Genomic DNA, 25517 nt, shown 5'->3' with positions numbered 1-25517 from the left:
GGGTCAATGCACCCTCAGGCAGCCCCAGCCGCCTGCATGGCCTTGAGGATCGCGCCCGACTGCTCGGCGCCCGACTGCGGCGCGTGGAGGTTTTCCTGCGCGCTGATGCGGTCCCAGTGCGCAGCGAAGCCTTCCACCGTGCGCTCCCCCTCGGGCAGGAACACCGCGTCGTTCATCACCACCCAGGCGGAGTGGTAGCCACCCGCGCCCGCGCCGACGATGGCGTTGGTGGGCGCATCCTCGCTGACGAGGTAGAGGGCGGCCGGCACGACGTTTTCCGGGCTGAACAGCTTGAACGCTTGTTCGGGGAACAGATCCTCGGTCATCCGCGTGCCCGCCACCGGAGCCAGCGTGTTGACCTTGATGTTGTTCTTCGCGCCTTCGAGGTAGAGCGTCTTGGTCAGCCCGGCGAGGCCCAGCTTGGCCGCGCCATAGTTCGCCTGTCCGAAATTGCCGAACAGGCCGGTCGAGGACGACGTCATGAGGATGCGGCCGTAGCTCTGCTCGCGCATCGTTTCCCAGCATGCCTTGGTGGCGTAGGCGGACCCGAGGAGATGGACACGCACCACGAACTCGAAGTCCTGCGGGGTCATCTTGGCAAAGCTCTTGTCGCGCAGGACGCCGGCATTGTTGATGAGGATGTGGACGCCGCCCCAGCGGTCCTTCGCCTCGGCGACCATCGCCTCCATCTGCTCGTACTCGGTGACGGAGGCGCCGTTGGCCATCGCCTCGCCGCCGGCCGCCTCGATTTCCTGCACGACCTGCGCCGCCGCATCCGAGGCTCCGGTGCCATCGCGCGCGCCGCCCAGATCGTTCACCACCACCTTCGCCCCGCGGCGCGCCAGTTCGAGCGCATACGCCCTGCCCAGTCCGCCGCCCGCGCCGGTGACGATGGCAACCTTGTCGGTGAAGTCGATGCTCATGAACGGTTCCTCGATGCGTTGAAGGTCGGAGCGGTGCGGTGGCAAAACTTGCGCCGCAGCGCAACAGCGGGTCACAGCGTCCCGAGTACCGGGATCAGTTCGGCAAAGGACCGGATCACCGCATCGGCTCCCAGCTCCGCGGCCGGCCTGTCGCAGTACCCATACGCGGCTGCGAGCACCGGAACACCCGCAGCTCGTGCGGCCATGACATCGTAGCTGCTGTCCCCGACGAAGGCGAAGCGTCGGCCGCCGCACGCGTCGATGGCGGCAAGCACCGGGTCGGGTGCCGGTTTGGCCCGGCCCTTGCCGAGCGTGTCGCCGCCGATGATGGCGTCAAAGCGGTCCGAAAGCGCCAGCGCGGCCAGAATGTCGCGCGCGAAGCTTTCGAACTTGTTGGTGACCACCGCCATCCGGATGCCCCGCGCGGCAAGGTCATCGAGCGTTTCCACGACGCCGGGATAGGGGCGGGTGTGCACGGCGGCGTGGGCGCCGTAGAACGCCAGCAGCGCCTTGTAGAGGCGGCGGAACTCGTCAGCCGGGACACCGCCCTGACCCTCGAGCGCGCGGGCCAGCATCCGCTTGGCGCCGCCGCCGATCAGCCCCTCGACCTCCTCGACCGGCACCGGCCGGAAGCCGCCGAGGGCGAGGGCATGGTTCACCGCCGCGCCCAGGTCGCGGTGCGTGTCGAGCAGGGTGCCGTCGAGGTCGAAGCCGATCGCGTCGAAGGGAAGCGGGGTCATGGGTCGCAGCCGGTGGCGCAAGCCGCTTCAAACCGCAAGCGAACGGTGGCAAGGGGCTTGCGATGCCTGACCTGCCACACTCCGCGCCGCCGCACCGTCCCGTCGCCGTCATCATCCTTGCCGCCGGCAAGGGAACGCGCATGAAGAGCGACCTGCACAAAGTTCTCCATCCGATCGCCGGCGAGCCGATGCTGCGTCACCTGCTCCGCTCGGTCGACGCGCTCGCGCCGGTGCACAAGGTCGTGGTCGCAGGGGCCGGCCGCGACCAGATCGAGCGCGCCGTCGCCGACACGGCGCAGGTCTGCGTCCAGGAACCGCAGCTTGGCACCGGCCACGCCGTGCAGCAGGCTGGCGCCATGCTGGCCGGGTTCGAGGGCGACGTGCTGGTGCTCTATGGCGATGTGCCCTTCGTGCGGCCGCAGACCATGAAGGCGATGCTCGACCGGCTCAATGCGGATGATGCCCCGGCGGCGGTCGTCCTGGGCTTCGAACCGCACGACTCACTGGCCTACGGACGCGTCATTGCCGACGCGGATGGGCGGATCGCGAAGATGGTCGAGTACAAGGACGCCAGCGAAGAGGAGCGCGCCTGCCGCCTGTGCAATTCGGGTCTGCTTGCCGCGCGGGCTGCCGATCTGTTCGCTCTCCTCGCGCGGGTCGGCAACGACAACGCGCAGGGCGAATATTACCTGCCCGATGTCGTCAACATCGCCATCGCCGCCGGACGGCCGGCGGCCGTCGTGCGCACGGACGTACCGGGCGAGGTGGCCGGCATCAACAGCCGCGCCGAACTCGCCGCGGCCGAGGCGCAGTGGCAGGCCGACCGGCGGGAGCAGGCGATGGCGGACGGGGTGACGCTGCGCGCCCCCGAGACGGTGTTTTTCAGCTGGGACACCACGCTCGGCCGCGACGTGGTGGTGGAGCCCAACGTCGTGTTCGGCCCGGGGGTGAAGGTCGCCGACGGCGCGGTGATCCGCGCGTTCAGCCATCTGCAGGGAGCCGAGGTGGGGGAAGGGTGCGAGGTTGGCCCCTTTGCCCGCCTGCGCCCCGGAACCGTGCTGAAGCCCGGCAGCAAGGTCGGCAATTTCGTCGAGATCAAGAACGCGGTCATGGGTGAGGGCGCCAAGGCCAACCACCTGTCCTATGTCGGGGACGCCGGAGTGGGCGCGCACGCCAACATCGGCGCGGGCACGATCACCTGCAATTACGACGGGTATTTCAAGTACCGGACCGAGATCGGCGAGCGGGCGTTCATCGGCTCCAACTCCGCGCTCATCGCCCCGCTGCGCATCGGGGCGGATGCGATCGTGGCGGCGGGCAGCGCGGTCAGCCGCGACGTCGCCGACGGGGAGCTGCGCATGGTGCGGGGCGAACAGCTAGTGAAACCTGGCTGGGCCGACAGGTTCCACGACACGATGAAAAGGAAGAAGGCCGAGCGTGAGTAACGGCGAGGCCCGCCCCATGGCGGCAGCGCCCGGTTTCGGGTGGCGCCGGCGCTGCGTCAGCAACCCGCAGGACAGCGATGCCGCGGCGGGGTGAGCCGCGCATCCCGGCGGACGAGCCCGGACCTGAGGAGGAGGCACCGCCCATCTGCTGGCTGTGCGAGCGCCCCCTTGGCGAGCGAGTCGAATGGCACCATCCTGTGCCCCGCTCGAAAAAGGGGCGCAAGACGGTCGCCATCCACCCGATCTGCCATCGCACGATCCACAAGCTGTTCACCAACGCCCAGCTTGCCCGCATAGGTGACCGGCGCGAGACATTGCTTGAGAACGAGGAACTCGCGCGGTTCCTCGCCTGGCTGCGGACCCGTCCGGCTGATTTCGACGCCCCCGTCCGGTGATCGGGCACGCCAGGCGCCGGGCAAAAGAACGTTAATCTTTGCAGAAGTTGCGTCCTTTTGCGGGACAGCGCGTTATGCTTGCCAGAACTTTAATGGACCCTGCGCGTAATCGTGCTAGGACAACCATGTGTCGGTTTTGGTGCCTATGACCCAGAAAGGGAAATTTGCTGTTGCCGCCGTTCTTGCGCTTCTTGGCGCAGGACTGGCGACTTATGGCATCAACCGTCTTCAGGATCCGGCGACCTGGAATCAATCGAGCAGTGCCACCCCGATGGCGCAGCAGTCGGCCGGCGGGGACATGCAGGATGGCGAGAGGCTGACCGGGATCGACGTGGTCGACGATGTGCTCGACACGCTGCTTGGCCGTTCGCCCGGTGAGCGGCGCGTCGCCGTGTCCGGCAAGGGCAAGGGGCCGGCGCGGGCCTACCGCTATGTCCGCAGCCCCGCGTCCCGTGCCTTGCAGGACGCGTTCGACTCGCCTGTCGGGGCGCGACGGGTGATCGAGGAGACTGCGCCGCCCGTGGGGGCAACGCCGCTGGTGCTGCCTGACGATCTGCTGGCAGCCGCGCCGGCACCCGGCATCACGGAGGCTGTTCTGCCGCCGACCGGCGGGGTTGTCGCTGGACCGGGTGGCGGACTGTTTTTCCCTCCCGGCGGCGGCATTTCGATCGGCGGCGGAGGTGGCGGTGGCGGCGGCGTTCCGCCAACACCTGAAACCCCCGTGCCGCCAGTGCCACCAGTGCCGCCGGTTCCGCCGGTGGCGCCGATTCCGGAACCCTCGACCTGGCTGATGCTGTTGCTGGGGATGGCGTTCGTCGGAGCATCGCTGCGCGCTGGCAAGACGGGCGCTGCCGCGCTGTCCGGGCACAGCGACCCGGCACACATCTGAGAATGTCCCGATCACCCCGGCTGTGGGCAGCGTTGGGCCTTTTCGCGGTCGCCTGTGTGCTGCTGGTTCTGTTGATGCCGATGCGCGCGCCACCGCCTCCGCCGGCGATGAACGGGCTGAGCGCCATGGCCGCCGCCCCGCAGGAGGAGGCGCTCCCCAGCCGCAGGGATCCCGAGCATGAAGGCCGCATCCTGCTGAGCGCCGCCGACGCCGCGGCCGCCGCGCGGCAGGGGTTGATCCCGGCCGATGTGCGTTCGGTTCTCGACGTGCGCGAACGGATGCGGCATGGCCAGTTCGTCTGGCAGGACAACGGGCGCGTCTCCGGTCGGCTGGTGATCTGGGCGGATCTCGACCGGCAGCTCGTGTCCGCGTTCCTCGACGGGCACGAGATCGGGACGTCGGTCATCCTCTACGGCACCGAAGGCAAGGCCACCCCGGAGGGCTCGTTTCCGATTAAAGACAAGCGTGAGCGCTACCATTCGCGCACCTATGACGCGCCCATGCCCTATTCCCTGTGGCTGACGGATGACGGTGTGGCGGTGCATGGCAGCGACGTGCGCTGGGGTCGGGCGACGCATGGCTGCATCGGAGTGCCGCTGGCGTTCGCGAGGCGCCTGTTCGCAGTGGCCGAACCCGGCGACGTCGTGACGATCGTCCGCTCCTCGGCGCATGGCACCTCGAGGGAGCCTGCGTTGCCGCAGGGCTGAGGCTCCGCGCTTCCGGGCTGCCAAGCCGCCGGCGTTCACCTTTTCTTTAGACGCGCTCCGGCATAGTGTTCCGCCATGAAGCGGCAGCCGACCTTTGCGGCCTTGCAGTCTGCCATGGGCCGATGCGCCTCGCGCCTGCTGGCCGCGGTCGGGGCGGCCTTGCTGCTCGGCGGCGCCCACACGCCATTGGGTGGCGCGGACGCGCGCATCCTCGCGGCCCACAACCGCGAGCGTGCGGCGCTCAATCTCCCTCCATTGGCCTGGGAAGATTCGCTGGCCGCTGACGCGAAGGCGTGGGCCGCGACGCTGGCGCAGACCGGGCAGCTTGCCCACGCGCCGCAGAGCGGCGGCTCCGGACAGGGCGAGAACCTGTGGATGGGCACGGCCGGACGCTTTGCGGCCGAGCAGATGGTCGGCGCGTGGAGCGCGGAACGCGCACAATTCCGCCACGGCGTGTTCCCGCAGGTGAGCGCCACGGGCGACTGGGCGGACGTCGGCCACTACACGCAGATGATCTGGCGCGACACCACCCATCTCGGCTGCGCGGTGGCATCCGGGCCGCGGTACGACGCGCTCGTGTGCCGTTATGCCCGGCCCGGCAACGTCATGGGTCGCGCGCCCTACTGAAAGCCCTGGTTGCCTGCGGGAACCCGTCCCGACCCTGTGCGCTCGTCCCGAAACGGCTCGAGGGAAAGTGGCAGTGGTTTCGTGGAAGCGGCGCGCGGTCAGGACCGCGGCTTTGGCCAGCTTGGCCGGAACGGTATGGCTCCTGCGCGAGCGGGCCGCTCCCCGACCGCATCACCGCCTGATCCTGAGCGATGAGCCTTTCGAGCTTAGAGCCTATCCGCCGCAGCTTGTCGCTGCGATCAGCCATGCGGGCGCGCGGCACACGGTGCTGAAGCGTGCCTACAGCCGACTCAGCCGCTATCTCGACGGACGGGACCGGGTATCCTCGGAGCGCCGCAGCGCGCGTCTTCCGATGATGGTGCCGGTTCTGCACAGCCGCGATGGAGAGGGTGGCTGGCGCACGTGCGTCCTGATGCCGGAGGGATGGGGGCGGGAGAACCTGCCTTCACCGCTCGCAGGAATAACCCTCGAAGCGATCCCGCCGCGGACGGTGGCGGTGGTGCCTTTCCGCGGCTCTCCCGACGAGCGCGGAATGCGGCGTCACGAAGACTCCTTGCGAAGATGGATGGAAGAGCGAGGTCTGCGGCCGATCGGCGTTGCCGAGCACGCCTGCTACAATTCGCCGACAGTTCCGCCGCCGCTGCGGCACAACGAGGTGTGGGTGCAGGTCGCGCCCGGCTGAGGTTCAGCCGGCCGCCGTCTGCTCTTCCACGTCTTCTGCAAGAACGGTGAGGCCGCTGTCGCCGACTTCGGCAATCCCGCCCCGGATTTCAAGGGTTTCGGGTGTGCTGCCGGCGGTGCGGTAGACCCGCAAGGGGCCGTCCTTGAGTGCCGACAGGAAGGGCGCATGGCCTTCGAGCACCCCGAACTCGCCCTCGGCGCCGGGCACCACGACCATGTGCACCTCCTCCGAGCGGACGAGGCGGGCGGGAGTGACGAGTTCAAAGCGCAGGGGCACGTGTGTCTCCAGGCGGCGAGCAGCGGAAGGAGGGTGGCGGGACGGGCGCTCAGGCCTCGTCCGCCATTTTCTTCGCCTTGGCGACGGCCTGGTCGATGCCGCCGACCATGTAGAAGGCGCTCTCGGGAAGATGGTCGTACTCGCCGTCGACGACCGCCTTGAAGGACTTGATGGTGTCCTCGAGCTGGACGAACACGCCCGGAATGTTGGTGAACACCTCCGCGACGTGGAACGGCTGGCTGAGGAAGCGCTGGATCTTGCGCGCCCGGGCCACGGTCAGCTTGTCCTCTTCGGACAGCTCGTCCATGCCGAGAATGGCGATGATGTCCTGCAGCGACTTGTACTTCTGCAGCGTTTCCTGAACCCGGCGCGCCGTGTCGTAGTGCTCCTGCCCCACGACCCGCGGCTCGAGCACGCGGCTGGTCGAGTCGAGCGGATCCACCGCGGGATAGATGCCCAGCTCCGAGATGGCCCGCGAGAGGGTGGTGGTCGCGTCGAGGTGGGCGAACGAGGTCGCCGGCGCGGGGTCGGTGAGGTCGTCCGCCGGCACGTAAATCGCCTGAACCGAGGTGATCGAACCCTTGGTGGTCGAGGTGATCCGCTCCTGCAGGTTGCCCATGTCGGTCGCAAGCGTCGGCTGATAACCCACGGCCGACGGGATGCGGCCGAGCAGCGCCGACACTTCCGAGCCCGCTTGGGTGAAGCGGAAGATGTTGTCGACGAAGAAGAGCACGTCCTGCCCTTCCTGGTCGCGGAAATATTCCGCCATGGTCAGGCCCGACAGCGCCACGCGCGCCCGTGCGCCCGGCGGCTCGTTCATCTGCCCGAACACCAGCGCCACCTTCGACCCTTCGGAGGTCGCATGGCCATCCGCGTCCTTCGCGATGACGCCGGCGTCGAGAAATTCGTGGTAGAGGTCGTTGCCCTCGCGGGTGCGCTCGCCGACGCCGGCGAACACCGACACGCCGCCATGACCCTTGGCGATGTTGTTGATCAGCTCCTGGATCAGCACGGTCTTGCCCACGCCCGCGCCGCCGAACAGGCCGATCTTGCCGCCCTTGGCATAGGGAGCCAGCAGGTCGATGACCTTGATCCCGGTGACAAGAATGCTGGCCTCAGTGGACTGGTCCACGAAGGCCGGCGCCTCGGCATGGATGGGCGCCGTCATGTCGGCACCGATCGGCCCGCGCTCGTCGATGGGCTGGCCCACGACGTTCATGATCCGGCCCAGCGTCTTCGGCCCGACCGGGACGCGGATTTGCGCTCCGGTGTTGCGCACTTCCTGTCCGCGCACCAGCCCGTCCGTGCTGTCCATCGCGATGGTGCGCACGGTATTCTCGCCAAGGTGCTGCGCCACTTCGAGCACCAGCGTGGTGTCGCCGTTGCGTGTCTCCAGCGCCGTCAGGATCGGCGGAAGCTCGCCTTCGAAGGCGACGTCGACGACGGCGCCGATCACCTGGGCGATGGTGCCGGTGTCGGCCATGTTCGGAGCGGTGCGGGTCAGATCGTGGGCGGTAGCCATGAGGGATGTCCTTCGAAGATCAGGAAGGCCGCGCGGCGTTGGCGGCGCACACCCGGTCGGGTTCGTTGAGGTTCCAGGCGCCGTCGGCGGCCGTGAGCGTCGCGCGGTTGCGGCGGTATTCATCATTGCCGAGACCGTACTCGCACACGACATCGGCAGAACCCAGTCCGGCGCGGCGGCACAGCGCCGTGCTGACCCGTTCCGCCGAAGGGCAGGCTTCGGCGAACACGGTCCGGAACACGCCTTCGTCCGGCGGCGGCAGGCCCGCAGTGGCAAGGGGCTCGGCCGGCTGGGTGGGCTGCGGCGCCGGAGCGGGTTCCTGGCCGCACGCACCGACGATGAGCAGGAGCGGCAGAAGGGCGAATCTGGTCATGACTGCGTGTGATTTCCTTGGGATCAGAGAGCCTCGGCCCCGGCGATGATCTCGACGAGTTCCGTGGTGATGGCGGCCTGGCGGCTGCGGTTGTACTGGATGGTGAGCCTGTTGATGAGGTCACCGGCGTTGCGCGTCGCGTTGTCCATGGCGGTCATGGACGCCCCCTGTTCCGATGCGGCGAGTTCGAGCAGCGCCGCGAACACCTGCGTGCGCACAAAGCGCGGCAGCAGGTCGGCAAGGATCTCTTCCTCGCCGGGCTCGTAATCGACCACTCCGCTCCCGGCGGCGCCCGCCTCTCCCTGTGACGCCGCCACCGGAATGAGCTGCTGCACCACCGGATCCTGGGAAAGCGCCGACTTGAACACCGGGAACACGAGATGCGCCACGTCGAAACGCCCTTCGGCAAACATGGTCAGCAGTTCGTCGGCGATGGCGCGCGCCTCGGCGAAACCGGGATTGCGGACCTCGCTCGTGTCGAACTGCCGGGCCACGGCATCGGCATGATCGCGGCGGATGGGCGCGCGCCCCTTCTTGCCGACGAGGAAGAACGACACGTCCTTGCCCTGTGCCAGCAGTTCGCGCGCCTTGACCTTGGCCGCCTTGACGATGTTCGCGTTCAGCGCGCCGCACAGCCCCTTGTCGGTGTTGACCACCACGAGAAGGTGCCGCTGGTCGGACCCGGTGCCGCGCAGCAGCAGCGGCGCGCCGTCGCCCGTGACCTTGCCGGCGAGCGAAGCCATGACCGCGGACAGCCGCTGTCCATAGGGGCGCGCCGCCTCGGCCGCAGCCTGCGCCCGGCGCAGCTTCGCGGCGGCGACCATCTGCTTGGCCTTGGTGATCTTCTGGGTCGACTTGACCGAGTTGATCCGGTTTTTCAGTTCCTTGAGACTGGCCATGCCGGCGTCCTTGCTGCGTGGCCGCTCAGGCGAACTGCTTCGCGAAGGTGTCCAGCGCCGCCTTGGTCTTGTCGGCCACGGCTCCTTCGAACTTCTGCGTGCTGCGGATCTCGTCGAGGATCTCGGGGTGCTCGGACCGCATGAAGCTCAGCATCGCCGCCTCGTATTCGGTCACGCGGTCGACCGGGAGGCCGTCGAGATAGCCGCTCGTGCCGGCGTAGATCGAGACGGTCTGCTCCTCGAACGGCATGGGGGAGAACTGCGGCTGCTTCAGCAGCTCGGTCAGGCGTGCGCCGCGGTTCAGCAGCTTCTGCGTCGCCGGATCGAGGTCCGACCCGAACTGGGCGAACGCCGCCATTTCGCGATACTGCGCAAGGTCCAGCTTCATGGAGCCGGCGACCTTCTTCATCGCCTTGGTCTGCGCTGCGCCGCCCACGCGCGACACGGACAGGCCGACATTGATGGCCGGACGGATGCCCTGATAGAACAGGCCAGTTTCAAGGAAGATCTGCCCGTCCGTGATGGAGATGACATTAGTCGGGATGTAGGCGGACACGTCTCCGGCCTGCGTCTCGATGATCGGCAGCGCGGTGAGCGAACCGCCACCATGGGCATCGCTCATCTTGGCCGCACGCTCGAGCAGGCGGCTGTGCAGATAGAACACGTCGCCCGGATAGGCTTCGCGACCCGGCGGGCGGCGCAGCAGCAGCGACATCTGGCGGTAGGCCACGGCCTGCTTCGACAGGTCGTCATAGACGATCACGGCGTGCATGGCGTTGTCGCGGAAGAACTCGCCCATGGCGCAGCCGGTGTAGGGCGCAAGGTACTGCAGCGGGGCGGGTTCGGACGCGGTGGCGGCCACGACGATGGAGTATTCCATCGCCCCGTTCTCCTCGAGCTGCCGGACGATCTGGGCGACCGTGGACCGCTTCTGCCCGACCGCCACGTAGATGCAATACAGCTTCGTGGATTCGTCAGAGCCGGCGTTGTTGCCCTTCTGGTTGATGAAGGTGTCGATCGCCACCGCGGACTTGCCGGTCTGGCGGTCGCCGATGATCAGCTCGCGCTGGCCGCGGCCGACCGGCACCAGCGCGTCGATGGCCTTCAGCCCCGACTGGACCGGCTCGTGCACCGACTGGCGCGGGATGATGCCGGGCGCCTTCACCTCGACGCGGCGCCGTTCCTCGGCCACGATCGGACCCTTGCCGTCGATGGGGTTGCCGAGCGCGTCGACGACCCGGCCCAGCAGTCCGCGACCCACGGGCACGTCGACGATCGTGCCGGTCCGCTTGACCGTGTCGCCTTCCTTGATGTCCGCATCCGACCCGAAGATCACCGCGCCGACATTGTCCGCCTCGAGGTTCAGGGCCATGCCCTGAACGCCGTTGGCGAATTCGATCATCTCGCCGGCCTGCACGCTGTCGAGACCGTGGATGCGGGCAATGCCATCGCCGACCGACAGCACCGAGCCCACTTCGCTCTCCTGCACCTCGGTGCCGAAGTTGGCGATCTGTTCGCGGATGACACGGGATATTTCTGCGGCGCGGATGTCCATTGGGTGTTCAGCCTTTCGATTGCCGGTCAGCCGTTTGCCATGGCCTGGGCAAGAGCGTTGAGACGGGTGCGGATCGAGCCGTCGATCCGGCGCGAGCCGATCGTGACCACCAGCCCGCCGAGAAGATCCGCGTCCGTGGACGCGGCCAGCTTGACCGTGCGGCCCTCCCGCTGCGTCAGCTTGAGGCGGAGCGCGGCAAGCTGCTCCTCGGTGAGGGGGTGCGCGCTGACGACATGCGCGGTTACCTCGCCACGCTGCGCCGCCGCGATGTCCCGAAACGCGCGGATCACGGCCGGCAACTGGGCTAGCCGGCGGTTCTGCGCGAGCACGCCGAGAAAGCGGGTGGTGAGCGGGTGCAGATCGAGCACCGAGGCGACCTCGCGCAGCACCTGCTCGGCCAGGGTACGCGACACGCGGGGGTTGGTGGTCAGCTGCCGCAGCTCTGCCGATTCGGCGACCGCCGCGTCGAGGCGTTCAAGATCACCTTCGACCTGCGTCACCTGCCCCGCCTCGGCCGCCAGGTCGAACAGCGCGGATGCGTAGCGCCCCGACAGGCTGGACCGTGTAGCGGCGGAAGTGACCACGCGTACCTCTTGAAGCGAGCGTTAGAACAACGGGCAACCGGGCGCACGGTGCGCGCGCATGGGCGGAAGCCGCATCGGAATTGGCGCGCGCCTATCACCGCCATCAGCCGAATGCAACCATGCACCGGCCCCCGTCCGCACCGTCACCGCGGCGCGCAGCGATAGACCAGCCGTTCGTTGGGCCGCTCGGGCAGCTGTTCGAGCAAGGCTTGTTGCGCCTCCCCGAGCCGCGCTCCGGCATCCCGGTCCCCGCATGCCGGCGCCTGCACACGCGACCGCGCTTCGCGAAGGCGGCTCATGGCCTCGCGGTCGAGCAGAAAACGTTCGGCGATGAGGGTCCGCGAGGCAGGCAGGAAGGTCTGCACCGTCACCGCTTCGCTTTCCTGCGGCACGAGCACCCGCTGCCAGCGGTCCGGCGACGCGGTGCCATACTGGGTGCGCCCGTTGACGCACCCGTCGGCACGCCAGCCGAACGGCACGTCGGCGGTGTCGGCGCTCGTCACCCGGCTGCGGTCGAGGTCCGCGCGGCACAGGAATTCCCCTTCGCCGGCCGCCGCCAGCGCACCGGCGTCGCCAAGCGCGCCGCCGCCTCTTTCCGCGAGCGCGGCGGTGACATATGCTTCGAGATCGTCAATGCCGGGCCGGGTCAGCCATGCCGCCGCCGCCCCGATCAGCGCCGCTCCCGCGCCGATCGCGGCGACGATCCCGCCACGCCGGCGTTCCGGGACCTCGCGCCAGCGCCACGCGAGAGCGCCGAGCCCCAGACCGGCGAGCAGCAGCACGAAGGCGCCAGCCACGTGCCGTTCGCGTGCGGCCATGATGGCGAACTGAGCCTCCACCAGAGCGCGCTGCCGCTGAAGGGCGGTGGCTTCGGCGGCCGCCGCGCGCCGGTCCCGCATGGCCTGGTCCTCGGCGGCGGCGCGCGCGCGTTCCTCGGCCTCGATCTCGGCGAGGCTGCGGCATGGCAGACTGCTCACCTCGGGCGACACCTCGTTACGGCGCAGGAAGGGGATCAGCTCTCGGTTGGAGACGGCGAAGAAGAATTCCGCGCCCGATCCGTCGGCTTCCGTGCCGAACGAATTCACCCCGATCACCCGGCCGCAGGAGTCCAGCAGCGGTCCGCCCGAATTGCCGCTGGCGATGGGTGCGGTGTGGAGCAGGGTGTCGAGATCCCGCGAGGGGCGATTGCCGGACAGAGAGCCGCGGCTCTTCACCGCCGGCTGCGAGCGGAGAATGTCGCCGATCCCCAGCCCCTGTGCCCGGTCGACGTTCATCGGATAGCCCACCGCATAGACATCCCCGCTGACGGCGCCGCCCGGCGCCACGAGCGTCAGCGGCGGGAGGCGCAGCGACCCGGTGGTTTCGATCAGGGCGAGATCGTTGCGCTCGCTCACGCTGAGGATGCGTGCATACACCGCCGGGCGCCCGTCGCCGGGCACAATGCCGATCCGCAGCTCGTCATCCTCGATGGCCTCGCCAAGCACATGGGCATTGGTGACGATGCGCGTCGGGGTGACGGCGAAGCCCGTGCCGTGGCTGATCGGGAAGATCGTGGTCCCGTCGCTGCCGATCACGACCACCCGCACGACACCGCGCGCCGCGGCATCAATGTCGGCCGGCTCGGCTGCCGCTCCCGGCGCGAGCAGCAGCGCAAGCAGCGCGGCCAGAACGGAGGCAAACCAGCGGGTCATGACCCGCGCCTTACGCGTCCTCGGGCTTTGACCGCAAGCTGCGGGATGCGGCGGAGCTGCGCCTGCGCTATGCCGTTGGCATGAGCGAGGACAACCCACTGGACGAGGCGCGGGCCTGGCAGGCGGTGCTGGACCGCGACCGGTCGTTTGACGGCCGCTTCGTCACGGGAGTCCTCACGACCGGCATCTACTGCCGCCCGAGCTGCGCCGCCCGTCATCCCAAGCGCGGCAACGTGCGCTTCTTCCGCCATGGCGCCGCGGCGCGGGCCGCGGGCCTGCGGCCCTGCCGGCGCTGTTCGCCCGACAGCCTGGCCGGCGACGAGGCGGCGGTGCTCGCCGTGGTGACGGCCCTGAACGCGGGAGGCGTTGCACGGCTCGCGGATCTGGCTGCGCTCACCGGCTATTCTCCGGCGCATCTGCAACGCGTCTTCACACGTGCCACGGGCCTGTCCCCGGCAGCCTATGCGCGCGCTCTGCGCGAGGAGCGGGCGCGCACGGCTCTGTCGGGCGCGGCGCGTGTCACGGACGCTGTGTACGATGCCGGGTATGCAGCGCCGAGCCGCTTCTACGCCGAGACGAAGACGCGGCTCGGCATGGCGCCGGACACCTGGCGCAAGGGCGGCGCCGGAGAGGTGATCCGCTGGGCCGTGCTCGCCACGACCCTTGGGCCGGTGCTGATCGCGGCGACGGAGAGGGGCGTTTGCAGGATTGCGTTCGGAGAGGATCGGGAGGATCTCGTCCGGCGCTTCCCTGCCGCGGATCTGAGACCGGCGGACGGCTCCTTGCGCGACCTGCTTGGCCGGGTGCTTGACGCTGTCGAGCGCCCGGGCGCGGGAGAACACATCCCGCTTGACGTGCAGGGCACCGCCTTCCAGCAGCGGGTCTGGGCGGCGCTGCGGACCATTCCACCGGGCGAGACACGGTCCTACGGCGAACTGGCCGCGATGATTGGCGCGCCGGGCGCGGCGCGTGCCGTCGGCCGTGCCAACGGGGCGAACGGGGTGGCGGTGCTGATCCCGTGTCACCGGGTGGTGCAGGGGAACGGCGCGCTTGGCGGCTATGCGTACGGCCTCGCGCTCAAGGAGGAGCTGCTGCGGCGCGAGCGGGAGGAGCGGGGCTGAACCCATCGATCCGGCCCGCAGCGGGCGTTCTGACGGCGGCTTCGGAACTGCCGAACTGAGAAGCGAGCTGCCTGCGGCAGGCAAGCGTCGCGGCAGGTTCATGCCGCGCTGCTTAATGCCGACACGGAGGCCGGCTGCTCCGGCACGCATCCGGCAACATGGCGGGGTGCAATTGATGACCCACGCCGTCTCGAAACGTCGCCGCCTGACAGGCGGAAAAGCGCAGCGCCAAAAGTCCGCGGAGCAGGCCCATGGGAAAGCTGTGCTCAGCGTAATCTTCTTCCGGCTGCAGTTTTACCCGCGGCAGGCCCTGTCCGGCGACCCCGGCACGCCCTCGTGCGCCCGCGCCGCGTCCGCCACTGTGCCGCTGAGATCCCCGCCCGGCAGACTTGATGTTCCGGTCGTTGTGAATCTCGTCGACCAATCAAGCCGCAAGGGGCAGGCCCGAGAGGTCGTTGCGGCCCACGCGAATGGCAGCCATTTCCGCCGCAGCCGTCGCCCCCACAGCGCCGTTCAAGCCATCATGTCCGCCACCATCTGCTCGCTCACAAACTGCCCATTCAGCGCGACAGTCAGTCCACATCCAACCAACATGCTCCGAAGGAGGTGTTTTCATCTTTGACTTCTACCAAGGGCGCTGAACGGGCCCCTATGAAGGCCGACGGTGGAGCGCACGAATGCCGGATGGATCAATAATCGTCACTTTCCAGACGCTCTCGTGCCTGACCCGGACGATTGCTATTGCCTCTTGGGAAAAGCATACCTCAGGCTGCGAAACCCCATGAAGAGCACTCGCCGGCTGGAAAGACGCTTGCGGTATGTCGCAGAAAATAGACTTGCTGTCAGTAAATTATGTGGCTTTTAAACTGGGATTATGATGAAGAACCTGACCATATTTTTCCCGGCAGGGGATTTTTTTGAGGCCCTTCGTCGACATAGTGCAGGAGATTCGCAATTATATGCGACCCACAATGAGGTATCTCAGCTGCTGCTTGACCTTGAGAAAGCAGACGTCAAGGTAGACGTTTTTTCGATGGCAGGTTCGGAGCCCTATGATCGCCGATGGAGCGATCATATACGTGTTGTCCAACTTGTCGGTGACAGCGTCGATTCACCTCAAACAAATGCTGTCTTCAGTCGTCAAGACAACGATGGCATCATTGTCCATTATCCGAATCGCTCCCTCCTCCAGAAAGCTGCACGGTCGAAGGCGCGTGTGCTGGCTGTTCTTGGTACAACCTACAACGGCAAGTCTCTGCGCGCCAAAATAGGTGCATGGCGTATCGCGCGCGCTCTCAATCATTCAGGCATCGAATTAGTCTCGAACCACTGCTTTCCATCGACCTATGGCTTGGCCGATCTTGGAGTTAAGAAGAACAAGTTGATCGCCTGGGATGTCCCACATGCTTTTACTCCCGACCAGTTCAGTACCAAAACTCTCGGACAGCATGAACCAAAGAGGCTCGCCTATGCCGGGTCCATTGCGGAGTCGAAAGGTGTCGGTGATCTCCTCGAGGCGGTGGCTGTGATGTCAAATGGCGGGCGCTCTGTGGTGCTGGATGTCGCCGGTGGCGGGGCGGCATTGTCGGACATGAAGGATCGTACCGCAAGACTGGGGATCGACAAAAAGGTTAATTTTCACGGGTTGATTTCCAACGACCGGGTCGTCGAGTATTTCAGGAAAGCAGACGTCGTCATTCTGCCAAGTCGTGACGGATACTCCGAAGCCTTCCCGCTGACCCTGTTCGAAGCCGTCGCGTCGCGCACTCCCATTGTATGCAGCAGCCATCCAACCTTTCGTGCCGTGCTGCGTGACGGGGTGGATGCCTGCATCTTCAGAAGCGAAGATCCGGTTGATTGCGCGCGGGTCATCGGCCGGGTGCTGGACGATCCTGAACTCTACAGTCGCCTGTCTGATGCTGCGGATCGAAGCTGGATCCGCTTCAAGGGTCCGGTTGACTGGCGAACGATGGTCAAGACGTGGATCTTCGACGGGCCGCACGCGCCTTGGCTGGAGCAGAACAAGCTGCATCACTTTCCCGACCTTCAAGAGAGGCTCGCGAAACTGGAATCGGCGACCTAGAAGTTCACGTCGTAGGTTCGGCCCATTTGACGCGGGGCGAGCGCCCGGCAGCGTTTCGGCCGCCGGGCGCAGACGATCTTGGTCCTCAGCGCAGCAGGGACAGGACGTTCTGCTGGCTCTGATTGGCCTGGGCGAGCATTGCCGTGGAGGCTTGGCTGAGGATCTGCGCCTTGGCGAGGGCGGTGGTCTCGGCCGAGTAGTCCGTGTCCTCGATCTGTGAGCGGGCGTCGGCAAGGTTGACGGCGTTCGAGGACAGCGTGTTCACGGCCGACTCCAGCCGGTTCTGTCCTGCGCCCAGAGTGGCCCGTGCGCTGGAGATCGAGTCGAGTTCGCCTTCCAGCGACGTCAGCAGCGCATTGGCGGCGGCGGCGGTGGAGACGTCGTAGGATCCCGCTGCGCCGCCGGACGCCGCCAGGGTCGTGAGGTCGGCCATGGCGAGATCGATCGTGTCGGAGGCGTTGGCGCCCGCCTGAATGGTGACCGTGGTCGTCGAGCCGTCGAACAGGCTCACGCCGTTGAATTTGGTGTTGGTGACGACCTGATCGATCTGCGCGGTCAGCTCGTCCACCTCCTTCTGCATGTAGGCGCGGTCAGTGGCGTCCTGATACGTGCCCGAGGCGGATTGCGTCGCCAGTTCCCGCACCCGCTGAAGCATGTTGGACACTTCCTCCAGCGCGCCTTCTGCCGTCTGGGCAAGGCTGATGCCGTCATTGGCGTTGCGGATGCCCTGATTCATGCCGCGGATCTGGGCGGTCATGGACGTCGCGATGGCAAGACCTGCGGCGTCGTCCTTCGCGCCGTTGATCCGTTTTCCGGTCGACAGCCGCTCCATGGCGGTTCCTTGCAGCTGCTCTGCGCGCGCAGCCGCATTGCTGGCGCGAAGCGCGCCGATGTTGGTGTTGATGACGGCCATGAATGCTCTCTCCTGAACGCGTGCCGGCCGGCCCCGTGCCGCGGCTTGCCCCCTCATGAACGACCCTCGGGCGCCCGGTTTAAGCCGCGGCGCCGCAGGAAAGTCTCGCTCACGATCCTGCCTGCGTAGGAATACGGACTGTCGCGGGGTGGGGTGGAGCAGGTACTGCGGTGGAACAAACACGCAACACCGCCACAGGATTGCACCTCGCCATGACCAGGATAATCATGCCTCCAGACGTGGAGCGCCGCCATGCGCCGGCGGCGCGCCGGATCGCCAGCGCGCTGGCGCAGGCCGGAACCCACGAATGCATCGTCGTCTCCGATGACGGACCGGCACCCGCGCGCCGGCCCGGCGACCTGCTGGTCACGATGGCACGGGGCGATTCGCCAACAGTCCGCCGGGCCGGTGCGCACGGCATCCGGGTGCTCTATGCCGACCCGGACGAGGGTGCCCTCGTCCCCGCGGCGCTGGCGGCGGCCGCGGGAGCCGACCCGGTGCTCCGCGATCCGGCCATGCTCGCGCTCAAGGCCATGGCGACACGGGTCGCGGCGACCGACGTTCCCGTCCTGATCGGTGGTCCGACGGGCACCGGCAAGGAGGTGATCAGCCGCCTCGTGCATCGGTGCAGCCGGCGTGCCACCGGGCCGTTCGTCGCGGTGAACTGTGCAGCGGTTCCGGAGACCATGATGGAAGCCCTGCTGTTCGGCCACCGCCGCGGGGCCTTTACTGGCGCGGCCGAGGCGGGGGAGGGCTTCTTCCGGGCGGCCCATGGCGGAACGCTGCTGCTCGACGAGATTGCGGAACTGCCGCTGGGCCTCCAGGCCAAGCTCCTGCGCGCGCTTCAGGAAGGGGAGGTCACGCCGCTGGGTGCGACCCGGGCCGAACCTGTCGACGTGCGGGTGATCGCCTGTGCCAACCGCGATCTTGCCGGTGAAGTGAATGCCGGGCGGTTCCGTGCCGACCTGTTCTACCGCCTCAGCGTGTTTCCGCTCCACCTGCCGGCTTTGCGGGAGCGCACAGCTGACATCGCGCCCCTGGCCTTCGCCATGCTCGCCCGTCACCGGGCGGGGGCGCACGGTCCTGAGTGGATCTCGAGGGACGCGGTCGCCCGGCTGGAGGCGCACCCGTTCCCCGGCAATGTGCGCGAACTGGAGAACGTCATGCGGCGCGCCCTCATCCTCGCCGATGGCTGCCCGGTGCTTGACGAGAGCCACATCGTCTTCGACCGGGCAGCCGCCGGCGTGCCGCCACCGGAGCCGCTGGCTGGACAGGCGATGCAGCACGAGCAGGGGAACGCCGCGAGCCTGTCGCATGCCCTGCGCCGGTCCCGCGCCGCGGCCGTGGCCGACGCGCTGGACGCGTGCGGGGGCGACCGGTCACGCACGGCGCGGATGCTCGGCATTTCCGAACGCACGCTGCGTTACCGCCTCGCCGAAATGCGCAGCGGCTCGGTCGCGGGAGGCGCCGCATGAGTGCGGCCGCCATTGGCGGCGCCGGCAGCAGCGTGCGCGAGGTGCTCGACCTGCGTCGCCAGCTGATCGAGCGGTCCGAGGCTTTGCGCGGGATGCAGGCGGCGACGGCCGCGCCGGCGCCTTCGCCCAACCCGGCAGGAGCGGGCTTTGCCGACCTGCTCGATACGGCGGTGCAGAGCGTCAGCGCCGTGCAGGCCAGGGCCGCTGATGTCGCGGCCGCCTATGAACGCGGCGAAGTGACCGACATCGCGCAGGTCATGCTCGCCCGTCAGGAGGCTGGCCTCGCCTTCGAGACGACCCTGCAGGTGCGCAACAAGCTGCTGTCCGCCTATCAGGACATCATGCGGTTGGGGGTCTAGCGCATGAGCGAAGCACCCTCGTCCGCTCTCGCCGTCGTTCCCGCGCCGACGGCCGCTTCGCTCGCCACGGGTGCGGGCTGGGCGCGCCTCTCGCCCGGCATGGCAGAACGGCTGCGCGCATTCCTCGGCCAGCCGGCGGTTCGCCGCGCGTTGCCGGCGATGGCGGCGGGCGGCGCCCTCACCCTCGCCGGCGGGCTGTGGCTCGCTCTGTCCGATCCCCCGCAGCGCACCCTCTACGAGGCGCTGAGCGATGCCGAGCGGGGTCAGGTGGCGGCTGCTCTCGAGGCGGCCGGTATTTCCTACCGCATCAGTCACGACACCGGACTTGTGACGGTTGCGCAGGATGATCTGTATCGTGCCCGAATGACGGTGGCGAGCAACGGTTCGCTGTCGTCCCCAGAGACACACCCGGACCCGCTTGCGGACATGCCGCTCGGTGCCAGCCGGGTGCTGGAGACCGAGAAGGTCCGGTTGGCGCGCGAACGCGAGCTGATGCTGACCATTCGCACGATTGACGGGGTGGAGGCCGTCCGCGTGCACCTCGCCATGCCGGAGCGGTCGGTGTTCGTGCGCGAGCAGGTGGCGCCGAGCGCGTCGGTCATGATCCGCCTCGCGAGGGGGCGAAGCCTGTCGCCCGCCCAGATCGACGCCGTTGCCGCACTGGTCGCGGGCGCGGTTCCGGGCCTGCCGGTGGACGCCGTGCGGATCGCCGATCAGAGCGGCCGCCTGCTCTCGCGCGGCGGCGGAATGGCGCCGGCAGGTCTGGACGAGCAGGCCGCGCGCGAGGAAAAGCTGCGTCTCCAGCTTGACCAGCTGCTGCTTCCGCTGGTGGGCGAGGGCAATTTCTCCGTTCAGGCCCAGGTGGAGCTTGACCGGTCCGACACCACGCGGGCGCAGGAATCCTATGACCGGGACGGCGTGGTGCGCAGCGAAAGCGAGACCCGCTCGCAGCAACCCGCGGCTCCTGGCGGATTGGGTATTCCGGGTGCGCTCAGCAACACCCCGCCGCCCGACACCACGCTCGACCCGGCGCCGCCCGCGGGCAACGAGGCACCCGCCGCCGGTGCGCTCGCCAGCGACGCCAGCGCGCGGCGGGAATTCGCCATCGGACGTGCCGTCTCCGTCGCGTCGAGCCGCCCGGGCGGGGTGCGGCGCATCTCGGTGGCGGTGGCGCTCAACGCGGAGGCTCTGAAGCAGCTCCGCCCGGCCGGACTGCCGCAGGTCAAGGAGCTCGTGGCCGCCGCTGCCGGAGCCGATCCGGCGCGCGGCGACACCGTCACCGTGGTCGCCGGAACCTTCAGCCAGCCTCTGGTGCCCGAGGCGGCCTGGCATGAGCAATGGTGGGCCGCGCCGCTGCTGCGTCACGCCGCGGCGCTTGTTGCCGTGCTGCTGGTGCTGCTGCTCGTCGTAAGGCCGCTGGTGAAGCGCTTGACGCCGGCTTCGACGGATTCCGCCGAGCCGTCCGGCCCAGAGGGTCAGGCCGGCGTCGCGGCAGCGCCCGAGGAGGATTCGCGCGTCGACCATCCCGGCCTTGCGCGGACACTCGCCAGCACGCATCCGGCCGTGGCGGCGGACGCCCTGCGGCGCCTGTTGCACGCCCAAGGCGGACGGGCGGCATGACGGCTGGCGAACCGGCAGTCGCGCTGTCTTCCGCACAGCAGGCAGCGGTCGTGACGCTCCTGCTCGAGGAAGAAGTGGCCGCCTCCGTGCTGGAACGGCTCGACCCGGAGGATCTGCGGGTGCTCGGCGACGCCATGTGTGGCCTCGCCTGCGTCGAACAGGCCGCGGTCGAGGACGCTGTCGGCGCGTTTCTGGCGACTGCCGAGGCAGGCGCGCTCCATGTCGGCAACAGCGAGGAACGGGTGTCGAGCCTGTTGCAACGCGCGGTCGGCGCGCCGCGGGCGGCGTTGCTCGTTGAACAGATGGAGGGTGCCGCAAGCGCGCGTTCGCTCGCCATCGCCCGATGGCTTGACCCGCACAGCCTTCTCGCACTGGTCGGCGGCGAGCCGCCGCAGGTCATTGCCGCGCTCCTCCTGATGCTCGAGCCTCGTCAGGCCGCGCGTGTTCTGGCCCTGTTGCCTCAGGACCTTCAGGTCGAGGTGGTCGGTCGTGTTGCCAGGCTGGAGCGGCTGCCCGCGCGTGCCCGCGCGCTGCTCGACACCCTCCTTGATCGGCGGATGGACGAGAGTTTCGGCACCCTGCCGCTGCGGGCGGGCGGGCCGCGCGATGCCGCGGCACTGATCAACGCCGCGAGCCGGGATGTCGAACACCATGTCCTGCCCGCCCTTGCGCGGCAGCACGCCGATCTGGCCCAGGCGATCACGGACGAATTGGTGACCTTTGCCATGCTTCTCGAGCTTCAGCCCGCCGACATGGGTCGACTGCTGCGGGAGATCGACGCCGCGATGCTCGTGGACGCGCTCGCCGGGGTCGACGAGCGCGGGCAGGAGCAGGTGTTCGCCGCCATGTCCGCACGCGCGGCCGAGGGTGTCAGAGACGAACTGGCCCAGCGCGGGCGCGTTCCGGGAGACGCCGCCGAACGCGCGCGGACCGCGATGGTCACCGAGGCGCGGCGGCTGGCCGCAGCCGGCGAAATCTCGCTCAGGGACGAGAGCGATGGCTGAACCGGCGGTGCCCGAGCCGCGCCAGCCTTTCGGGCCGATCGCCCGCTTCGCGGACTTCTGCAGGGACACGCGGTTCGGCGGGGGAAGTGCTTTTCGCCCGCTTGTCCGGATTGAAAGTGACCACGCTCCGGCGCGCGGCGACGAAGCAGACGGCCCGCCGCCGCACCAGAGCGCCTGGGAAGCCGGCCATGCGGCCGGCTACGCCGCCGCGGAACGGCTCGGCGAGGAGCGCCTGGCCGCCGAACGGCGGGCCTGCGCCGACCTGCGCCTGGCGTTCCGCGCGCTCGACCTCTGCGCGCAGGACGTGCTGGCCGAAAAGCTCGCCGCCACGGTGGAACAGCTGTGCGCCGACCTGTTTCCTGTCGATGCCGACAGTCTCCGGAACCGTTGCCGCGAAGCCGCGGCGCTGATCGGGGCGGTGCCGGCCTCGCTGGTTCTGCATCTCCACCCCGAGGATGCCGAGCTCTTCGCCGATGCGGACGAGAGCGACTGGCAAGTGGTGCCCGACCCCGCCGTGGCAAGAGGGGGGCTGCTGCTGCGGTCGGGCGAGACGGCGGTGAGCTGCGGCGTCGACGAGCTGCGCGCCTGCATTCGCAGCGCATTTGCCGCATGCTGACCCTCTGCGATGCCGCCCTTGCCGCTCCGGTGCCGTTGGCAAGGCATGCCGTGTTCCGCCGCAGCGGCGTGCTGACGGCCTTTGAAGGCGGCATCGCGACGATTGCCGGCCTGCCCGTTCCGGTTGGCGCGGTGTGCAGCATCGAGACCGGACCGGACGCTGCCACGCCTGCTGAAGTCATCGGCTTCCGCGGCGATGCCGTCGTCGCGACGGTTCTTGGCGCGGCCGATCGGCTGACGCCCGGCTCGCGGGTGACCTCCTCCGGCTCTGCCGGGAAGGTTGCGGTCGGCGACGCCTTTCTGGGGCGTGCCGTGGATGCGCTCGGCCGGCCGATCGACGGCGGCCCTCCTCCCCGGGCGGAAAGCCTGCGCCCGCTGCTGGGCGAGGCTGGCGGCGCGCTGCGGCGCATGTCGGTGACAGAGCCGTTCGACTGCGGGGTGCGCGCCATCAACGCGCTCGCGACCATGGGCGTCGGCCAGCGCCTTGGCATTGTCGCGGGTTCGGGAGTGGGCAAGTCCACCCTGATGGACATGATGGCCGGCGGCGCGAGCTGTGACGCCGTGGTGGTGGCCTTGATCGGCGAGCGTGCGCGCGAGGTGGCCGACTTCGTCAACCGCCACATGCGGGGTGGCGCGCGCCGGCGGATCGCCATGATCGCAGTGCCCGCCGACGAGGCTGCCGGGCTGCGGCTGCGCGGCGCGCGGTTCGCCACTGCCCTGGCCGAACACCTGCGGGCCCAGGGCGCCTCGGTGCTCCTCATCATGGACAGTCTGACGCGGGTCGCGCATGCCGCGCGGCAGGTCGGTCTGGCGCTGGGAGAGCCGCCCGCGGCGCGCGGCTACCCTCCGCAGGCGATGGCCGCGATCACAAGCCTTGTGGAAAGGGCCGGGCGCTGCGCGTCCTCGGGGGGCTCCATCACGGGGCTCTACACCGTCCTTGCCGACGGCGACGATCAAGACGACCCGGTCGTCGATACGGCCCGCGCCATCCTGGATGGCCAGATCGTGCTGTCCCGCGCCCTGGCGCAGCGCGGTCAGTTTCCGGCGATCGACGTGTGCGCCTCGCTGAGCCGCGTTGCCTCACAGGTCACGGACCCGCATCACCAGGCTGCGGCGGCCCGGTTCCGCCGACTGGCGAGCGACGCGGCCGCGGCACACGAGCTGCTCCTGCTCGGGGCCTACCGCCAAGGGGCAGACGCCGCCTATGACGAGGCGTTGCGGCTGCGCGCGCAGTTCGACGCCTTTGTCTCGCAAGGGGTCGGGGAACGCTTCACCTTGGCGCAGAGCCGAATGGCGCTGGAGACCGTTCTTGCGGACTGACGGCCGGCGCACGGCGCGTTTGTGGCTGCTGCTCCGCGTGGCGCAGGCCGATGTGCACGCCGCGCGGCAAGCCGCCGTCGCCGCCGCAGACCGTCACGCGGGGCTTGAGGAGAGTGCCGAGCGGCTCGCCGTGGCCGCTTCCCTCGAGATGCCGCGCCGCGGCGGCGCCGAACTGCTGGTTCAGCGGCTCGCCTTCGGCAGCCACGTCACCGCGGCACGGCGACAACTGGCCGCGGTGACGAACACGGCCGAGCGGCACGCCGCTGCCGCGCGGCAGGATCTTGCCGTCCGGGAACGGCGGCGCGAGCGGCTCACCCGTGCCGCCCACGCGGCGCGCGCCGCCGATCACGCCCGGCATCTGCGGGAGCAGGAGCATCTGGCACTGCTTTTGCAACGGCGACCGCAAGCGCGCTGAGCAGCGCAGAGCAGGGGACACCGGTGCCGATCGATTTGCCACTTGCCTCCACCTGTCTCTCCGGGGCGACATTGAAGGCTCCGATGTGCGCCAATGCCCCTGACGGGACTGGGGCCTCGGCGCCGGATTTCGCCGTCGTCCTGGCGGCGCAGAACGCAGGTGAGCGTCCCGCGCTTTGCAATGATGCTCCGGCCGAGCTGCCCGGGCGCGTGACCGCCGGTTGCTGGGACGAGCCGCCGCCTCCCGGATGCAATCCTCCGCCGTCCGGAGATCGCAACCCGGACAGGCTCGTGGCGGCTGATGATGAGGATGTGTCGGCGGACGGCGGGCCGCCCGACCCTGCGGACGGGGCGCCCGGCGCAGAGCAGCGTGCCGCGCCGCCGTCACACGCGTCCGAGCCGCAGGTCCGGGGCGCGCCGGACGCGCCCCGGCGGGATGCCGCCGCCTTGCTGCCGCATCGGCCGCAGCAGGAGAGCGCACATGACGCCGCAGCACAGGTGGTCCAGCCCTCCGACCACATCCTCCACGTCCCCGCGCCGATGCCCGGAAGCAAGGATGCGGCTCTGCCCTCGACCGATGATCCGGCCCTTCTTTTCCAGCAGCCCGATCCGGAACCCGACCCGCGGACGGTCGGCCAGACCATCGCCGTGCCGGTAGAACCCGCCAGCCTTCGCGCGGATCAGGCCGCCAGCCCGGTCGGACTGAACACTGCCGTGCCCCTACCGGGTGCCGCCAACGCGATCATTACCGATGGGAACGTCCCTCAGGCGCCGTCAGCCACCCCGGCGCCGGCCATCGCCAGCGGCGAGGGCGCGGCGACGGCCCGGCAGGACGGGACGGAGCCGCCCTTGCAAGGTCCTGCGGACGGAGGGGCGAGGGGCGTCATGCCGGGCGTTGATGAAGGCCGGGTCCGGCTCTCCGTCACGCACAGGGAATTCGGCCCCGTGCGCATCGACATCGCCGCAAGACGCGAAGGCGGGGCTGACGTGGCACTCGTCTCCGGAGACAGCCGATTCGGTCCGGCGGTTCTGCTCGCGCTGGGCGCGACCGGTTTGGCGGAGCGCCTCGTCGGCTCATCCGCACCGCTGCGCGATGATCCGGGTGGCGGTGGCCAGATGCCGCACGAAAACGGATCAAACAGCGGCGAGCGGGAGACGCCGGATCAGCGTCGCGGTTCGCGCTCCGCCGTGCTGCCTGCTTATCCGGAATGGAGGCATTCCGCAGCCCGTGAACACGAGGTTCGGCTACGCACCGCCGGAACGCGGGATGGGGTGTACGTCTGAC

At 69.0% G+C, this 25517-nt stretch carries 26 protein-coding genes; 16 read left to right on the top strand and 10 right to left on the bottom strand.

What is annotated here, in order from left to right:
* Positions 1 to 14 precede the first annotated feature (14 nt).
* Together ETO60_RS00905 and ETO60_RS00900 are read right to left on the bottom strand one after the other, a co-directional pair.
* Positions 15 to 923 carry an SDR family NAD(P)-dependent oxidoreductase gene (locus ETO60_RS00905; protein WP_130001914.1) on the bottom strand — a complete coding sequence of 303 codons (909 nt, stop codon included), beginning with the start codon at positions 921 to 923 and terminating at the stop codon, positions 15 to 17.
* Positions 924 to 994: 71 nt separating this feature from the next.
* A complete protein-coding gene (locus tag ETO60_RS00900) occupies positions 995 to 1663 on the bottom strand; it encodes an HAD family hydrolase (protein WP_130001912.1) in 669 nt (222 codons plus the stop codon).
* A gap of 62 nt (positions 1664 to 1725) precedes the next feature.
* Between ETO60_RS00900 and glmU the strand changes: the two genes are divergently transcribed.
* The 6 genes from glmU (at position 1726) to ETO60_RS00870 (ending at position 6408) form a co-directional block, all read left to right on the top strand.
* Positions 1726 to 3108, top strand: coding sequence for a bifunctional UDP-N-acetylglucosamine diphosphorylase/glucosamine-1-phosphate N-acetyltransferase GlmU (gene glmU / locus ETO60_RS00895; protein WP_130001910.1), 1383 nt, complete (start codon positions 1726 to 1728; stop codon positions 3106 to 3108).
* A 197-nt stretch (positions 3109 to 3305) separates the two neighbouring features.
* Positions 3306 to 3503: a hypothetical protein gene (locus tag ETO60_RS00890; protein WP_315850256.1), complete on the top strand. Its 198-nt coding sequence runs from the start codon at positions 3306 to 3308 to the stop codon at positions 3501 to 3503.
* Between the two features lie 271 nt (positions 3504 to 3774).
* Entirely contained in the window at positions 3775 to 4392 is a 618-nt protein-coding gene (locus ETO60_RS00885; RefSeq protein WP_165362075.1) for a PEP-CTERM sorting domain-containing protein, read from the top strand.
* A 2-nt stretch (positions 4393 to 4394) separates the two neighbouring features.
* Positions 4395 to 5099, top strand: a complete 705-nt coding sequence (locus ETO60_RS00880; RefSeq protein WP_234026248.1) for a L,D-transpeptidase family protein — start codon at positions 4395 to 4397, stop codon at positions 5097 to 5099.
* 75 nt (positions 5100 to 5174) lie between these two features.
* Complete coding sequence (locus tag ETO60_RS00875) at positions 5175 to 5726, top strand: CAP domain-containing protein (protein WP_130001906.1); 552 nt, start codon at positions 5175 to 5177, stop codon at positions 5724 to 5726.
* A gap of 112 nt (positions 5727 to 5838) precedes the next feature.
* Positions 5839 to 6408 (top strand): SOUL family heme-binding protein, encoded by a 570-nt coding sequence (locus ETO60_RS00870; protein ID WP_165362074.1) that lies wholly within the window; start codon positions 5839 to 5841, stop codon positions 6406 to 6408.
* A 3-nt stretch (positions 6409 to 6411) separates the two neighbouring features.
* Here ETO60_RS00870 and ETO60_RS00865 read toward each other — a convergent pair whose 3' ends face one another.
* The 7 genes from ETO60_RS00865 to ETO60_RS00835 all read right to left on the bottom strand — a co-directional run bounded on the left by ETO60_RS00865 (position 6412) and on the right by ETO60_RS00835 (position 13308).
* Positions 6412 to 6684 carry an ATP synthase F1 subunit epsilon gene (locus tag ETO60_RS00865; protein ID WP_130001903.1) on the bottom strand — a complete coding sequence of 91 codons (273 nt, stop codon included), beginning with the start codon at positions 6682 to 6684 and terminating at the stop codon, positions 6412 to 6414.
* Between the two features lie 49 nt (positions 6685 to 6733).
* Positions 6734 to 8206 carry a F0F1 ATP synthase subunit beta gene (gene atpD, locus ETO60_RS00860; RefSeq protein WP_130001901.1) on the bottom strand — a complete coding sequence of 491 codons (1473 nt, stop codon included), beginning with the start codon at positions 8204 to 8206 and terminating at the stop codon, positions 6734 to 6736.
* 19 nt (positions 8207 to 8225) lie between these two features.
* Complete coding sequence (locus ETO60_RS00855) at positions 8226 to 8579, bottom strand: hypothetical protein (protein WP_130001899.1); 354 nt, start codon at positions 8577 to 8579, stop codon at positions 8226 to 8228.
* Positions 8580 to 8602: 23 nt separating this feature from the next.
* Positions 8603 to 9478: a F0F1 ATP synthase subunit gamma gene (locus ETO60_RS00850; RefSeq protein ID WP_130001897.1), complete on the bottom strand. Its 876-nt coding sequence runs from the start codon at positions 9476 to 9478 to the stop codon at positions 8603 to 8605.
* A gap of 25 nt (positions 9479 to 9503) precedes the next feature.
* Entirely contained in the window at positions 9504 to 11033 is a 1530-nt protein-coding gene (gene atpA / locus ETO60_RS00845) for a F0F1 ATP synthase subunit alpha (RefSeq protein ID WP_130001895.1), read from the bottom strand.
* Between the two features lie 26 nt (positions 11034 to 11059).
* Positions 11060 to 11617, bottom strand: a complete 558-nt coding sequence (locus tag ETO60_RS00840; RefSeq protein ID WP_130001894.1) for a F0F1 ATP synthase subunit delta — start codon at positions 11615 to 11617, stop codon at positions 11060 to 11062.
* 143 nt (positions 11618 to 11760) lie between these two features.
* Positions 11761 to 13308 (bottom strand): S1 family peptidase, encoded by a 1548-nt coding sequence (locus ETO60_RS00835; RefSeq protein ID WP_130001892.1) that lies wholly within the window; start codon positions 13306 to 13308, stop codon positions 11761 to 11763.
* Between the two features lie 80 nt (positions 13309 to 13388).
* On the opposite strand from ETO60_RS00835, the gene ETO60_RS00830 reads away from it, so the two are divergent.
* Complete coding sequence (locus ETO60_RS00830) at positions 13389 to 14429, top strand: bifunctional transcriptional activator/DNA repair enzyme AdaA (RefSeq protein WP_130001890.1); 1041 nt, start codon at positions 13389 to 13391, stop codon at positions 14427 to 14429.
* An 877-nt stretch (positions 14430 to 15306) separates the two neighbouring features.
* Positions 15307 to 16512 (top strand): glycosyltransferase family 4 protein, encoded by a 1206-nt coding sequence (locus ETO60_RS00825; RefSeq protein WP_165362073.1) that lies wholly within the window; start codon positions 15307 to 15309, stop codon positions 16510 to 16512.
* Between the two features lie 85 nt (positions 16513 to 16597).
* On the opposite strand, the gene ETO60_RS00820 is transcribed toward ETO60_RS00825, so the two are convergent.
* Complete coding sequence (locus tag ETO60_RS00820) at positions 16598 to 17425, bottom strand: flagellin N-terminal helical domain-containing protein (RefSeq protein ID WP_130001887.1); 828 nt, start codon at positions 17423 to 17425, stop codon at positions 16598 to 16600.
* 212 nt (positions 17426 to 17637) lie between these two features.
* Here ETO60_RS00820 and ETO60_RS00815 point away from each other — a divergent pair, with 212 nt between their 5' ends.
* From ETO60_RS00815 to ETO60_RS00780, 8 genes are all read left to right on the top strand, one after another.
* Positions 17638 to 18900 (top strand): sigma-54 interaction domain-containing protein, encoded by a 1263-nt coding sequence (locus ETO60_RS00815; protein WP_234026247.1) that lies wholly within the window; start codon positions 17638 to 17640, stop codon positions 18898 to 18900.
* Positions 18897 to 19259, top strand: a complete 363-nt coding sequence (gene fliE, locus ETO60_RS00810) for a flagellar hook-basal body complex protein FliE (RefSeq protein WP_130001885.1) — start codon at positions 18897 to 18899, stop codon at positions 19257 to 19259. Before ETO60_RS00815 ends, fliE begins: the two co-directional genes overlap by 4 nt.
* A gap of 3 nt (positions 19260 to 19262) precedes the next feature.
* Entirely contained in the window at positions 19263 to 20879 is a 1617-nt protein-coding gene (gene fliF / locus ETO60_RS00805) for a flagellar basal-body MS-ring/collar protein FliF (protein ID WP_130001883.1), read from the top strand.
* The gene (locus ETO60_RS00800; protein ID WP_165362072.1) at positions 20876 to 21883 is read left to right on the top strand and encodes a flagellar motor switch protein FliG; all 1008 of its coding nucleotides are present in this window, start codon (positions 20876 to 20878) and stop codon (positions 21881 to 21883) included. Before fliF ends, ETO60_RS00800 begins: the two co-directional genes overlap by 4 nt.
* Positions 21876 to 22499 (top strand): FliH/SctL family protein, encoded by a 624-nt coding sequence (locus ETO60_RS00795; protein ID WP_130001880.1) that lies wholly within the window; start codon positions 21876 to 21878, stop codon positions 22497 to 22499. The genes ETO60_RS00800 and ETO60_RS00795 overlap by 8 nt, the downstream gene beginning before the upstream one ends.
* A complete protein-coding gene (locus ETO60_RS00790) occupies positions 22493 to 23818 on the top strand; it encodes a FliI/YscN family ATPase (protein ID WP_130001878.1) in 1326 nt (441 codons plus the stop codon). Before ETO60_RS00795 ends, ETO60_RS00790 begins: the two co-directional genes overlap by 7 nt.
* On the top strand, positions 23808 to 24233 hold the full coding sequence (locus tag ETO60_RS00785) for a hypothetical protein (RefSeq protein WP_130001875.1): 426 nt from the start codon (positions 23808 to 23810) through the stop codon (positions 24231 to 24233). Before ETO60_RS00790 ends, ETO60_RS00785 begins: the two co-directional genes overlap by 11 nt.
* 290 nt (positions 24234 to 24523) lie before the next feature.
* On the top strand, positions 24524 to 25516 hold the full coding sequence (locus ETO60_RS00780) for a hypothetical protein (RefSeq protein ID WP_130001873.1): 993 nt from the start codon (positions 24524 to 24526) through the stop codon (positions 25514 to 25516).
* Position 25517: the final 1 nt, after the last annotated feature.

The organism is Qipengyuania thermophila, assembly GCF_004153605.1.
In the GTDB taxonomy this organism is placed as follows: domain Bacteria; phylum Pseudomonadota; class Alphaproteobacteria; order Sphingomonadales; family Sphingomonadaceae; genus Qipengyuania_B; species Qipengyuania_B thermophila.
This window is presented reverse-complemented; position numbering and strand designations above follow the sequence as displayed.